A 12,739-nucleotide genomic window follows, 5' to 3' on the forward strand; every position below is an offset into this window, starting at 1 on the left:
GCGTTCGGGTGTGCGAGGTTCAGCGGACTGCCGGTGGCGGCGTCAGCGCCGGCTCGTCCCAGAGCGGGTCGGCGAGGACCTCGACGACCTCCCGTGCCAGGCGGCGGGGGGCTCGTGCGGGTGCGGCGCCGTCGGCTGGAATGCCGATCCGGACGCCGATGGCGGGGTATCCGACGCCGCCGAGCGTGCGGCGCACGGCCTGGCGGGCGGTTTCGTGTTCGACGAGGTCGCTCATCGTGGAGGTGGCCAGATGCTCGACGGTGGCGGTGAGCAGCACGGCGGACAGGGCCACCCCGCCGGTCAGCCAGTCGCCGGGGCCGTCGCCGTCGGTGACGACGATGCCGTAGCGGGCGTACTGGTCTTCGACGTCGGTGTCGCTGTGCAGCCCGCTGGGGTAGCCGATGGCCCTGAAATCGCGCAGCGGAATCTTGCGCGGGCCGGCGTCGCTGAGGGTGTCGGTGGGCACGCCGTCGCGCGCTTCGCCGGGGCGGCGGATCCAGGCGGCGAGCTCCGCGCGGTAGGCGGGGTCGGTGAACTCGGCGTCGGCGGCGAGTGCGGCGGCCGCCGCGATGTCTGCCAGGTCCCGGGACCAGGTGACCTGCAGGTGCGCGCCGCAGCGCTCTGCGGCGCCGCGCAACGGGTCGAGCGCCTCGTCCGGCACGGGCCGGGCGGCGAACGACCGCCGGTCGGAGTGGCGTTTCATGATCGCGTCGGCGAGCGGCACGGCCGCGGGCGACGGTGGCGCCGGCCCGTCGTAGTGCACCACCGCCATCAGGTCCGGGTCGTGATTGGACGGCAGCGACTCGACGGTGAAGTCGGCGCCTTCGGCGGCGAGGGTCACGCAGGCGTGGTGGAGGGCGGTGCCGCAGCTGAGCGTGAGCAACCGGCCGTCCGGGTCGATCGTCGACAGCCCGCGGTCGCGGTCGGCGAAGAGCAGCGCCGTGTCGTGTTCGATCCGCCAGCGCCACGGCTGGGTGTTGAGCACCGAGGGCGCATGGACGGCGGCCACTGCGGCACGGGCGAGGAGCCGGCACACCGCCGCGACGGTGAACCCCTGAGTGGGATCGTTGCGCTGCGGGTGCTGCTGCGTTCGCATGATGACTCCCCTCGAGACAGGTGCTGGGCAGTTTGTCGGTACCTGCCCCGCACAGCGCGAACCAACCACCGCCGGAGCGCGGGCTGTGATCCAGCGTGCGGGACCAAAGACCCTGAACGACCACCGCCCGTGCGTGGACAGTTGAGGGGAGAGGCCCGACCCGCGAGATCAATGAGCGTTGCCAGGCCGGACGACCTGAGGAGGCATGATGCGCGCCAAAGACATCATGAGCGCCCCGGCATACACGGTGCGCGCTGACGCACCGGTCGCGGTGGTGGTGGAACTGCTCGAACGGCAGTCGATCACCGCCGTCCCGGTCGTCAACGAGCGCGGCGTCCTCGTCGGCATGGTCACCGAAGGAGACCTGCTGCGACGCGAGGCCGGCGGTGCCACAGTGGGCGACCTCGGCGTGCGCGAGGCCCGTGAGGTGATGTCGGCCCGGCCGGTGATGGCATGGCCGGACGCTGACGTCGCCGACCTGGCCGCGGCCATGGTCAAGCACGATACGCACACCGTGCCGGTCGTCGTCGAGGAACGGGTCGTCGGTGTGGTCAGCCGCGGCGACGTGCTGCGGACGTTGCTGCCCACCGACGACGCCGCACAGCGCGAGGCGCAGCACCGGCTCGACGCCTACGCCGACGGGCAGCACCGCTGGCAGGTGCACGTCCACGACACGGTCGCGAGCATCGACGGCCAGTTCGACGAGGACACCGAACGCGCGGTCGCCGAGGCACTGGTGCGCACCACCGCCGGTGTCACCGCGGTGCGTGTGACGGCACGGTCCGGCTGACCGCAGCCGACGGACCTGGTTGCCATGCGGTCCCCGGACGGCGGCCGCGTGCCGGTGCCGGTTGTGGCGCCCGCCGCTTCGCTACCGGACCACGGCCCCGCTTCGCTACCGGACCACGGCCCCGCTTCGCTACCGGACCACGGCCACGGGGCAGGCGGCGTGGCGGATGGCCGCCTGGCTCACCGACCCCAGCAGCAGGCCGGCGAAGCCGCCGCGGCCGCGGGAGCCGACAACGAGGAGCTCCGCACCCGCGGACAGCTCCGTCAGGACCGCGGCGGGCCGACCACGGACCAGCGTGTGCCGCACGTCGAGGTCCGGATACTTCCCGGACCACCCGGCCATCGACTCCGACAGCGCCCGCTGCTCGTCTTCCCGCAGATCGTCGAGGTCGTAGACCAGTGGCAGCATGTCACCCGGTCCGGTGGACACCGGCCACTGGTAGACGTGCGCCGCGGTCAGGCCAACGCTACGGTGCGACGCCTCCTCGAACGCGAACCGCAGGGCCGCTTCAGCATCATGGGATCCGTCGACACCGACCACGACCCGACCCGCTTCCGTGCCGGCCGGCCTGTCCTCGCGGCGGACGATGACGACCGGGCATGCCGCGTGGGCGGCGAGCGCGGCACCGACGGAGCCGAGCAGCAGGCTGGTGAAGCCACCGTGGCCGCGGTGGCCGACGACGACCGTAGCGGCGTGCCGGGAGGCCTCGACGAGCGCCTCCGCCGGCTCCCGCAACTGCAGCTCCGTGCGCACCTCGAGCCCCGACGCGACGGCTCGGGCGTGGCCCGCGGCGACGGTGAGCGTCCGCTCGGCCGCTGCGCGCACGCCCTCCTCGAACGGCGACGGCACCGGGGCCGGCACCGGCGCATACACGGCCGGCCAGACGAAGGCGTGCACGATCTGCAGCCGGCACCGACGCCACACCGCGTCGGCGGCCGCCCACCCCACAGCATCGAGGCTCGCCGGCGAGCCGTCCACACCCACCACGACGATCGGTTCGCTGTTCACCGCGGATCCCCTCTGCCGGCCGGATTCCGTGACCCAGCGAGCTACCCGGTGCTGATGCGGGTACGCCTTGCCGGAGGATTGCCGGTCCGGGGGATCCCGGGTCGGGCCGTTCGTGAGCGTGCACCGAGGTGAGGCATGAAACAGACGCTGCGGTTCGGTCGCATCGCCGGGATCCCGGTCGGTGTGCACTGGTCGGTGCTGGTGGTCATGTTCCTGCTGGCGGACCGCCTCGCGGTCGTTGTCCTGCCGGCCAGCGTGCCGGACCTTCCGTGGACCGTCGCGTGGCTGCTGGGGGTCGGCAGCGCCGCGCTGTTCCTACTGTCGCTGTTCGCCCACGAACTCGCCCATGCCCTGGTTGCCCGGCACTTCGGCATCCAGGTCGAGCGGTTGACGCTGTGGCTGCTCGGCGGCGTGGCGGAGTTCCGCGACGAGCCACCCGATGCCCGGTCCGATCTCCTGGTGGCCGCTGCCGGCCCGCTGACGAGCCTGGTGGCCGGCGTCGGGTCCGGGTCCGCCGCGCTGCTGCTGTCCCTGCTGGGCGGACCGCCCGCCGTTGTCGCGGCAGCGGGCTGGCTGGCGATGATCAATGTCGTCCTCGCCGTGTTCAACCTGCTGCCGGGCGCTCCGCTCGACGGCGGGCGGATGTTGCGCGCCGCGCTGTGGTGGTGGCGCGGTGACCGCGTCCGCGCCGCACTGACCGCCACCCGGATCGGTCACGCGCTGGGTGTGACCATGCTCCTCGTCGGGTTGGCCGAGTTGCTGGTCTTCCGCGCGTTGAGCGGTGTCTGGTTGGGGATCCTCGGCTGGTTCGTGCTCGCTGCGGCGAGCGCGGAGGGCGCGGGGGTGCGCACCCGCGCGACCCTGGACGGCCTGCCGGTCCGAGCCGTGATGCAGGCCGACCCGGTGTGCGGCGCACCCGACCAGAGCATCGAAAGCTTCGCCCTCACCGCCGCCGGTTCCCGCCAGCGGGTGTTCCCGCTCTGCGACGATGCGGGGCGACCCACCGGTATGGTGCAGCTCGCCACCCTCGCCCAGGTCCCCGTGCCGGACCGCTCCTCGACGACGCTCCGGCAGATCGCCCGACCCGCCACACTTGTCGACGCGGCGCAGACCGTCGCGAGCGTCGCGCTGCCCGCGCCGGACGACCGAGCGGCCGTCGTCGACGGCGGCAGACTCGTCGGCGTGCTGTCCGCCGATGACGTCGCCCGCGCGATCGAACTGGCGCGGTTGCGTGCGCCGGGGGTGAGCCGCACCGGGTGATATTCCCGCGCCAACGGGTGATCCCGGGCAATCGACGGAGGTGATTCGGCGGCGCGGACCGGGTTACCTTCCGTCGACCTGAACTGCCGGGACGCGCACGGTGGTGGAATGCACGCAGGAAGCGGACATCGAGCGACGTCGCGCCTCGCGAGCGTGCCTCCGACGGTGGTGTCAGACACCGCCGCGTAGGGCCGGACCACACAACGGACGAACGGGAACCATCCCGATCCCGGTCCGCGATGGCTGCTGTGCAGGAACGGAAGCGATCCTTGAGCAGTTCACCACCCGGAGCTCCGGTCCGCCCGGCCCGGTCGAGCGGCAGCGCGGCCCGGCCATGATCTACGTCATCGGCTCAGGTCCGGCCGGTATTGCCGCAGCGGTCGCACTGACCCGGCAAGGACTGCACGTCACCGTCCTCGATGTGGGACTCACCCTGGAACCCACCAGGGCGTCGGCTGTCGGGCGGATGGCCGGACAGCGACCGGTGCAGTGGGCCGACGCGGATCTGGCGAGCGTTCAGGAGAACATGAACGCCAGCACCCGCGGTGTGCCGCTGAAGGTCAGCTTCGGTTCTGACTTCCCATACCGGGACGCTGAGCGGCACCTGCCGCGCCGCGCGACGGACGTCGGCGTGGTTCCGTCGTTCGGTCAGGGTGGATTCGGCAACGTCTGGGGCGCCGCCGCCCTGCCGTACCTGCCGGACGAGCTGGACGAATGGCCGATCGGACCCGGCGAGCTGGGACCACAGTTCGCCCAGGTGATGTCGTTCGTCGGCCTGTCCGGCGCGGCCGACGACCTCGCGGAGCGGTTCCCGACGTACACCGACCGGTTGGAGTCGCTGCCGACGAGCCGGCAGGCGGAGGCGTTGCTGCGTGATCTGCGCCAGAACCAGCAGGCGCTGCGTGCGGAGGGGTTCGTGTTCGGCCGGGCACGTCTTGCGGTGGCCCGCCGCAACGCCGGTGGTCATCCGTGCGAGCGGTGCGGCTTGTGCATGTCCGGCTGTCCGTACGGGTTGATCTACAACCCGGCCACCACGCTGCGGGAGCTCGTCGCTCAGGGGAAGGTGACCTACGTCCCCGGTGTGCTGGTCACCAGGTTCGCGGAGCGTGACGGCGAAGTGCACATCGAAGGCCGCGACCGGGTCACGGGCGAGGAGGTCCACCACGTCGCCTCGCGGCTGTACGTCGCCGGCGGTGCGCTGTGTTCCACCAAGCTGTATCTGGAGTCGATCGGCGCCTACGGCCGCGAGGTTGTCATGCGCGACAGCCAGTACTTCCTGCTGCCGATGCTGCGCTACTCGGGTGTCCAGGGCGTGTTCGACGAAGGGCTGCACACGCTGTCGCAGGTGTTCCTGGAGGTGTTCGATCCGCAGCTCTCGGCCAACAGCATCCATCTGCAGATCTACACCTACAACGAGCTCTACCGGCGGGCCATCGCCGCGGCCCTCGGCACCGCATATCCGGCCTTCCGCGCCGTCTCGTCGGCGCTGCTGCAGCGGATGCTGGTGATTCAGGGATACCTGCACTCGGACCTCTCCGGTGAGATAGGCCTGACGCTGCGCCGGGACGGGGCCCTGGACCTGCACGGCCGGCGCGGACCGCAGACCCTTCCGGTGCTCAAGAAGCTCATCGCGAAGCTGTACCGCCACCGCTCGTTGTTCCGGGCGGTGCCGTTGGGCCCGACGATGAAGCTCGGCGAGCCGGGTCGCGGCTTCCACTGCGGTGGCACGCTGCCGATGCGCCGCAAGCCCGGCGACTTCGAGACCGACCCGCTGGGGCGCCCCGCCGGATTCGAACGGGTGCACCTGGTCGACTCCACCGTCTTCCCCACCATCCCCGCCAGCACGATCACGCTGACGGTCATGGCGAACGCCTATCGGATCGGTGCCCACGAGGACGCCGGCTCCTGACCACGGTCGCCACCGACACCTGGCATCTGGTGCGACCTGGCTGTCCCGCGCCGCGACGGATGGTGACTGAGGGGGTGACGGCGGCTGGTGAACGGGCCGCAACGGGACGATTCGGGCCGAGCCGCGGGGGAATGACACACGCGGGGGAAGGACACACGGGTGCGTAGCGTAGCCAGCTCGTCGTTCTGATCACTTGCGGTCAGGTTTGATCCTTTTGTCGCGCAGACTCATATCGGCCCCGCTCGTCATCGCTGCCCTGCTGGTGGCCGCTGTCGTCGGACTGGCCAGTTCGGGGCTGCTGAGCCCGTGGTGGTCGCTGTTCGTCGACGACGCCGGGCAGTTCCTCGCGGCGCTCGCCGCCACCCTCGCCTGCTGGTGCACCGCCCCTCGGCATACCGGCACGCAGCGATGGTGGCGGCTGTGGATGGGCGCCGCGACGTGCGGCTGGATGGTCGGGCAGTTTCTCTGGTCGTGGTATCAGCTGTTCCGCGACGTCGGGCTGCCGTCCCCCTCGCTCGCGGACGCCGCGTATCTGACCATGCCGGTGTTCGCGCTCGCGGCGATCGTCGTCCTGGCCGCCGAGCGGCCGGCACACGGCGTGCGCCGGCGCCGTCCGGAGCAGCTGGTGGTGGTCCTTGACGGGCTCATTGTCGTGGGTTCGCTGTTCGTGCTCAGCTGGGCCACCGCGCTCGGGGCGGTGGTGCGGGCCGGTGCGGCCACCCCGCTCGCCTACACCGTCGCGATCGCCTACCCGGTCACCGATCTGCTGCTGACGGTCATCGTCGTGCTGCTCATCGTCGCGACCGCGTCGGCGGCGAACCGGTTGCTGCTGATCACCCTCGGAGCCGGGCTGTTCTGCCTGTCGTTCTCGGACAGCCTCTTCGCGTACATGGTGTCCGCGGGCGCGCACGGGATACCGCCGCTGGCCAATGCCGGGTTCGTCGCCGGGTACGCGCTCATCGCGGTCGCCGCGCTCACGGCGACCGGCGAGGCGCCGCGCTGGACCGTGCATCCGGGCGTCCGCTGGGGCCACCTGTTGCTGCCGTACGTGCCGGTCGCTGGCACAGGGGTGCTGTTGATTCTGCAATTGATCCGGGGCATCCCGATGGACAGCGTCGAGATCGTCGTCGAGGCCGTGGTCATCTCACTGCTGATCCTCCGCCAGGCGGTGACGCTCGTCCAGAGCGCCGACCTGGTCGCGTCGAGGGCGCGGCTCGTGCTCGCCACCGACCTGACCCGCCGGCAGCTCGAACGCGACCTGCACGATGGCGTCCAGCAGCGACTCATCTCGCTGGGCCTGGACATCCGCCTGGCCGAGGCGAGCGTGCCGCCGGAGCTGACGGAGCTCCGGCAGCAGCTGTCCGACGTCGTGGCGGGATTGAGCGGCACGGTCGACGAGGTGCGGGAGCTCTCGCGCGGCGTACACCCGGCGATCCTCACCGAAGGCGGCCTGCGGCCGGCATTGCGCGCACTGGCCCGCCGCTCAGCCATCGGTGTCGCGCTCGACGTGCAGGTGGACGGCCGCCAACCGGAACCGATCGAGGTCGCCGCCTACTACGTGGTGGCCGAGGCGCTGACGAACGCCGCCAAGTACGCCCAGGCCACGCTCGTGCATGTCTGCGTGCAGACGCGGGATGGCTACCTGCACCTGACGGTGCGCGACGACGGCGTCGGCGGCGCGGACCCGAAGCGCGGCACCGGCCTCACCGGACTGACCGACCGGGTCGAGGCGATGGGCGGCACGCTGACCTTCGAGAGCCCGCCCGGTGAGGGCACCCGCCTGCAGGCCGACTTCCCGCTCGGCCGCGCGTGAGACCCAGCCGTCGTCTGCAGTTGTCGTTTTCAGTTGTCGTTTTCAGTCGTCGTCGTTGGAGAATGCCCTGGCCAGCAGCGCGGCCACGCCGACGCCGACGACGGCGATGCCGACCTGGACGCCCAGGACCAGCCAGTCGTAGGTGTGGCCGGCGACGGTGACGGACTTGTCGCTGTGCAGGTCCCACCGGTCCGCGGCCCACGTGCCGGCCACGGCGGCGCCCATGCCGATCAGGATCGTGAGGATCAGCCCGATTGGTTGCCGGCCGGGCAGAAGGATCCGGGCGACGATGCCGATGACCGCACCGAACACGATGGCTGGAAGGTAGTCCTGCACGCCCACGGTGAACGTCCTTTCGACAGTCGGCTCCGGTTGCATTGTGCGCGATGTACGCAAGCGCCGGAACACGTGTTTTGAGGAAGCGGACGCGCGCCGCTCAGGGCCGGTGGCCCGGGTTGCCACCTGCCCGGTCGCAATCGTGCATCTCGATACCGAGCGGAAAATGTTCGGTTTCTGCGGTTGTACGCTTGGTCTGAACCGACAGGTGAAATCAATCGCTGTGATGTCACCTTCGTCCAGCAGGTGCCCCGTCCGCTGCCCGTTGGCGATGGTGCGCTGAACGGAGATCAGTGTGAAGGCGCACAATCGGAGTTTCGGGCGCAGTCCGTCGCGGTCGGCACTCTTCAGCGCCGGTCTGACCCGTCGGGTCATGGTGCTGTGCCTGGTGTGCGCGGTGGCCTTGAGCACGGCCCTGGTGACGATGCTGGTGGCGGTGGCACGGCTGGACCGGGAGGTCCGCTCCGCGCGCAGCTCGCAGGCCGCACTCATCAGTGCCGGACACCTCCAGGCATCCGTGCTGTCGATGGAAAGCGCCGAACGCGGCTTTGTCATCACCCACGACCCGCGGTTCATGGCAACCTGGCAACAGGCCCGCGCGGCGATCCCACTGCAGTCCGTGCAACTGCAGATGCTCGTCTCCGAGGACGCCCAGCAGCACGCACGCGTCCAGCATCTCAACGACCAGATCACGACCTACGTGGCCGACATGTCGAAATCGACGGTGGCCGGCGCCGCCGGTCACATCCTGGTGCCCGATGCCACCCAACTGCTCAACAGCCAGCAGCGCCTCGACGCGATCCACACGGAGTTCGCCCAGTTCACCACGAGAGAGATGAGCGAAGCGGCCAGGCAGGCCGCCAGCGCCGACGAGGACACCGCCTGGGCGTGGGGCGTGGCAGGCCTCACACTCGCCGGGTCCCTGCTGGTCATGGCGGTGTACGCGGCGCTGATGAACCGTGGGATCGCCCGGCCGGTCGTGGCGGCCGCCGGGATGGCTGACGAACTCGCCGCCGGGGCCCTGTCCACCCGGATGCCTGAGAGCGGACCGCACGAGATCGGCGTGCTCCAGCGTTCGTTCAACGCCATGGCCAGATCGCTGGAGGCGTACCGCGACGACCTGCAGCGGCTTGTGGCCGAGCAGAGCGCCCTGCGACGGATCGCGACGCTGGTGGCCCGCGCCTCACCACCGGACACGGTGTTCGGCGCGGTCACCGAGGAGGTCGGGCAACTCCTGCGCGCTGACGTCGCCATGCTGCTGCGGTACGAGCCGGACAAGGAAGCAGTCATCGTCGCGGGGTGGAGCGAACACGGCGTGCCCTTCGTGGCCGGCACCCGCACGGCCCTGCCACCGGACGGCGCCGCCATGCACGTCTACGCCAGCCAGCGGCCCTGGTGGACCCGCGTCGGCGAGGGCACGACGGTGCCCGACCCGTTCCTGACCCGCTACGGGATCACGGTCTCCATCGGCGCGCCCATCGTCATGCAGGGCAACCTGTGGGGGGCGCTGATCGTCATGGCGGCAAGCGAGGAACAGCTGCGTCCCGACGATGCCGCCCGCACCGCCGACTTCACCGACCTCGTCGGCGTGGCCATCGCGAACCTGCAGGCCCGCGCCGACCTGACTGCCGCCAGTGTCCGGATCGTCGAAGCCAGCGACCAGGCCCGCCGCAAGCTCGAACGCGACCTGCACGACGGCACCCAGCAACGGCTCCTGGCCCTCCTGCTGGACCTGCGCCGAATCCACGCACTGGCCTCGGCGCCGCCACCGGAGCCGGCTGACGAACTGGCCGACGAACTGGCCGACGAACGAGCCTCGGCGCAGCCTCCGGTGCTCACCGAGGAGCTCGCCGAGATCACCGACGAGCTGGCCGACGCCATCAACGATCTGCGGGAGTTCTCGCACGGCGTCCACCCGGTGATCCTGACCGAGCGCGGCCTCGAATCCGCCCTCAAGACCCTGACCCGCCGCTCACCGGTGCCGACCGAACTGCACATCCACCTGCCGTCCCGACTCCCACCGAACATCGAGACGAGCGCATACCACGTCGTCGCCGAGGCGATCACCAACACCGCCAAACACGCACACGCCACGCGCGTACGCATCGACGCCACCGCCGACGAACAGACCCTCCAGCTACGCATCGAGGACGACGGCGTCGGCGGCGCCGACCCGAGCGGCAGCTCCGGCCTTCGCGGCCTCGGCGACCGGGTCACCGCCCTGGGCGGCAGCAGCCGGCTCGCCAGCCCACCCGGACACGGCACCACCCTGTGGTTCACCATCCCCCTCAACCACACTCCCGCCCCCGAAAGCGTCGACGCCACCGGACGATAGCCGGACGAAGCCTTCTACCGCTTCAACGCCCGGTAACGCTTGAGAAGGGCAGTGATCTTCTCGTAGTTCGCGTCGCCGTTCAGTTCGGCCAGCAGGTCGTCCGGACACAACTCGTAGAGATCGCCCCACCACCGGCGACCCCTGTTGTCCCAGACGCGATACCCACCCGGTACCCCACGGGCGACGTACCGCTTCCTGCTCACAGCCCCTCCCCGGCACACCCGCTGGGCGGCAGTCTACGAGCGCGATGCGGGCACCGCGACCGGTATTGGAGCGACGGCGCGGTCGTGCTCGGCCACCGCCGCTGGCCACTGCCCCTGGGCAGACACGGGAGCGATGTCGCGCCAGACTAGGGACTGATCAGGGTCAGGGTGAGCGTGCTGACGTAGGTGCCTGTCGGTGAGGTATCCGGGATCCAAAGGGTCAGGTCGGCGCGGAGGTGCTGGGTGCCCAGGCCGCTGCCGGGCGAGGTCGAGCCGAGGACGGAGCCGCTTTCCAGCCCGATGAGGCTGTTCCCCTGTTGCATTCGCGGGTTGACCTGTGGGCCGGGAGTCACGGACCCTTCGGCGTCGCTGCCAGTGGTCTGGAGTTGCGGCGCCCAGCCGAGCTCGACCGCGGACACGGTGGTTGTCCCGTTGACGAAGGCGCTGGCCTGGCCGGTCAGCGTCCAGTCGGGTTGGTCGGGGCGGGTGTCCACGACGGCGACCCCGTCGAGCGAGCCGGTGAACACCCAGGCGTGCCGGTGCTGGGTCGGGTCGGTGGCCTGGACCGGGTGGCCGGCCGCCGTCGTGGGGTCGACCTGGGTCAATCGTGCGGCCGGACGTGGTCCGACCCGGTGACCCGCCACCTCACCCGACACACGTCACCGTGACGGCCCGGTGGTGCGTCGCTGGACCCGCGGATCCCGGCGCGCTCGGCGGTGTAGGGTTCGATGGCGCCGGGTCCCCGTATCCCAACCGGCAGAGGAACGGAGCTCAAACCTCCGACAGTGTGGGTTCGAATCCCACCGGGGGCACCAATCCGACGCCTTCTGTCGTGTGTCGGCTGTGCGTGCCGTAACTTCGACACGACACATCCGACACTTCACTGACCCGAGGCGGCGCCATGGCCAGATACACCATCACCATCGAAGCGGACGACGACAGCGGCGCCCGCACCACCATCCACCTGGACACGTCGTCCGGGGCGCCGCGCGTGCTGGAGTACACCGTCTCGGCCGGCTCCTCCCGCAGCATCGCGGCCCTGGCCGCGCCGCAGGTCGACTTCGACGCGCTCGTCGCCGCGTTCGCCGCGGAGCGCACCACGTCGCCCGCGCCGGCGGCTGCTGCGGCTCCGGCCGCCGGCCCCGCTCCGGCCGCCGCCGAGGCGGCGCCCGAGAGCCCGCAGGCCGGTCGTCGTGCGGCGAAGCGGACCGCGCGGCCGAAGCGCACCGCCGCCACGCCGGCCGCAGCGTCCGGCGAGCGGGTGTACCGCCGCATGCCCGACGCCGCGGAACTCGTCGGCGCCTATCACGAGGCGGAGAGCGTGGTGCGGCTCGCCCAGCAGTACGACGTGCCGCGCCACACCATGAACGGCTGGCTGACCCGCCTGCGCCGCCAGGGGCTCCTCGACGGCCGCTGACGGCCGGGCTCCCCCAAAGAGGGTGCCCCGGCCGATACTGCGGAGGGTGGCCGCCCGCCCGACCGGCACGGTCGGATGCCGTATGCGCTTCACCAGTCTGTTCGCGGGCCTGTGCGCCGCCGCGTTGCTGAGCGGCTGCGGCGGCTCAGGCACCCCGTCGTCCCAGGCCACCGCCACTTCGTCCGGGGCCGGAGCCGGCGGCGCGGCCCAGCCGGTCGGCGTCGGCGCCGACCCGGCCGCCGTGTTCCTCCAGGTCGCCGAGTGTTTCCGTGCGCATGGCCACCCCGACTACCCGGATCCGGTGCAGAACTCCGACGGCAGCTGGGGCTTTCCCGTCACGGGCCGCGGTGTCCCGGTGCCCGCCGAGTGCGCGGACGTCGTGCGCCGCTCCGCCGAGCTGTCCACCGCCGGCAGCGCCGGGCCGTCGCCGGCCGCCGACCTGTCGGCGTTCGCGCGGTGCATGCGGGCCAACGGCGTTCCCGACTGGCCGGATCCCAACGCCGACGGCACATTCACCGTGCCCGACCGGCTGGCCGACCCGCGCGACGAGCGGCTGTGGCGGCCCGCCGCCG

General features: G+C 71.4%; 12 protein-coding genes and 1 tRNA gene. 8 read left to right on the plus strand and 5 right to left on the minus strand.

Annotated elements, in window-relative coordinates; all coding sequences use genetic code 11:
- Positions 1-19 precede the first annotated feature (19 nt).
- Positions 20-1,096, minus strand: coding sequence for an Acg family FMN-binding oxidoreductase (locus tag Dsi01nite_RS52475; RefSeq protein WP_203854033.1), 1,077 nt, complete (start codon positions 1,094-1,096; stop codon positions 20-22).
- A gap of 205 nt (positions 1,097-1,301) precedes the next feature.
- Between Dsi01nite_RS52475 and Dsi01nite_RS52480 the strand changes: the two genes are divergently transcribed.
- Positions 1,302-1,886, plus strand: a complete 585-nt coding sequence (locus Dsi01nite_RS52480; protein WP_203854034.1) for a CBS domain-containing protein — start codon at positions 1,302-1,304, stop codon at positions 1,884-1,886.
- 129 nt (positions 1,887-2,015) lie between these two features.
- Here Dsi01nite_RS52480 and Dsi01nite_RS52485 read toward each other — a convergent pair whose 3' ends face one another.
- Positions 2,016-2,894 (minus strand): universal stress protein, encoded by an 879-nt coding sequence (locus Dsi01nite_RS52485; RefSeq protein WP_203854035.1) that lies wholly within the window; start codon positions 2,892-2,894, stop codon positions 2,016-2,018.
- 135 nt (positions 2,895-3,029) lie between these two features.
- On the opposite strand from Dsi01nite_RS52485, the gene Dsi01nite_RS52490 reads away from it, so the two are divergent.
- From Dsi01nite_RS52490 to Dsi01nite_RS52500, 3 genes are all read left to right on the plus strand, one after another.
- Complete coding sequence (locus Dsi01nite_RS52490) at positions 3,030-4,154, plus strand: site-2 protease family protein (protein ID WP_203854036.1); 1,125 nt, start codon at positions 3,030-3,032, stop codon at positions 4,152-4,154.
- Between the two features lie 334 nt (positions 4,155-4,488).
- Positions 4,489-6,063 (plus strand): NAD(P)-binding protein, encoded by a 1,575-nt coding sequence (locus Dsi01nite_RS52495; RefSeq protein WP_203854037.1) that lies wholly within the window; start codon positions 4,489-4,491, stop codon positions 6,061-6,063.
- Between the two features lie 214 nt (positions 6,064-6,277).
- On the plus strand, positions 6,278-7,876 hold the full coding sequence (locus Dsi01nite_RS52500) for a sensor histidine kinase (RefSeq protein ID WP_203854038.1): 1,599 nt from the start codon (positions 6,278-6,280) through the stop codon (positions 7,874-7,876).
- Between the two features lie 42 nt (positions 7,877-7,918).
- Here Dsi01nite_RS52500 and Dsi01nite_RS58050 read toward each other — a convergent pair whose 3' ends face one another.
- Positions 7,919-8,623: a GlsB/YeaQ/YmgE family stress response membrane protein gene (locus Dsi01nite_RS58050; RefSeq protein WP_239137092.1), complete on the minus strand. Its 705-nt coding sequence runs from the start codon at positions 8,621-8,623 to the stop codon at positions 7,919-7,921.
- On the opposite strand from Dsi01nite_RS58050, the gene Dsi01nite_RS52510 reads away from it, so the two are divergent.
- Positions 8,610-10,547, plus strand: a complete 1,938-nt coding sequence (locus Dsi01nite_RS52510) for a CHASE3 domain-containing protein (RefSeq protein WP_203854039.1) — start codon at positions 8,610-8,612, stop codon at positions 10,545-10,547. The genes Dsi01nite_RS58050 and Dsi01nite_RS52510 overlap by 14 nt on opposite strands.
- Positions 10,548-10,561: 14 nt before the next feature.
- On the opposite strand, the gene Dsi01nite_RS52515 is transcribed toward Dsi01nite_RS52510, so the two are convergent.
- Positions 10,562-10,750 (minus strand): hypothetical protein, encoded by a 189-nt coding sequence (locus Dsi01nite_RS52515; protein WP_203854040.1) that lies wholly within the window; start codon positions 10,748-10,750, stop codon positions 10,562-10,564.
- A 146-nt stretch (positions 10,751-10,896) separates the two neighbouring features.
- Positions 10,897-11,355 (minus strand): hypothetical protein, encoded by a 459-nt coding sequence (locus Dsi01nite_RS52520; protein ID WP_203854041.1) that lies wholly within the window; start codon positions 11,353-11,355, stop codon positions 10,897-10,899.
- Positions 11,356-11,488: 133 nt separating this feature from the next.
- Between Dsi01nite_RS52520 and Dsi01nite_RS52525 the strand changes: the two genes are divergently transcribed.
- The 3 genes from Dsi01nite_RS52525 to Dsi01nite_RS52535 all read left to right on the plus strand — a co-directional run.
- Positions 11,489-11,565, plus strand: a tRNA-Leu gene (locus tag Dsi01nite_RS52525).
- 86 nt (positions 11,566-11,651) lie between these two features.
- On the plus strand, positions 11,652-12,167 hold the full coding sequence (locus Dsi01nite_RS52530; protein WP_203854042.1) for a hypothetical protein: 516 nt from the start codon (positions 11,652-11,654) through the stop codon (positions 12,165-12,167).
- 82 nt (positions 12,168-12,249) lie between these two features.
- A partial coding sequence (locus Dsi01nite_RS52535) for a hypothetical protein (RefSeq protein WP_203854043.1) occupies positions 12,250-12,739 on the plus strand: 490 nt, incomplete at its 3' end.

It is taken from the genome of Dactylosporangium siamense, assembly GCF_016862795.1.
Taxonomy (GTDB): domain Bacteria; phylum Actinomycetota; class Actinomycetes; order Mycobacteriales; family Micromonosporaceae; genus Dactylosporangium; species Dactylosporangium siamense.

Coding starts and splice junctions, on each gene's coding strand:
- Dsi01nite_RS52475 (WP_203854033.1), bottom strand. CDS start 1,096: ATGCGAACGCAGCAGCACCCGCAGCGCAACGATCCCACTCAGGGGTTC.
- Dsi01nite_RS52480 (WP_203854034.1), top strand. CDS start 1,302: ATGATGCGCGCCAAAGACATCATGAGCGCCCCGGCATACACGGTGCGC.
- Dsi01nite_RS52490 (WP_203854036.1), top strand. CDS start 3,030: ATGAAACAGACGCTGCGGTTCGGTCGCATCGCCGGGATCCCGGTCGGT.
- Dsi01nite_RS52495 (WP_203854037.1), top strand. CDS start 4,489: ATGATCTACGTCATCGGCTCAGGTCCGGCCGGTATTGCCGCAGCGGTC.
- Dsi01nite_RS52530 (WP_203854042.1), top strand. CDS start 11,652: ATGGCCAGATACACCATCACCATCGAAGCGGACGACGACAGCGGCGCC.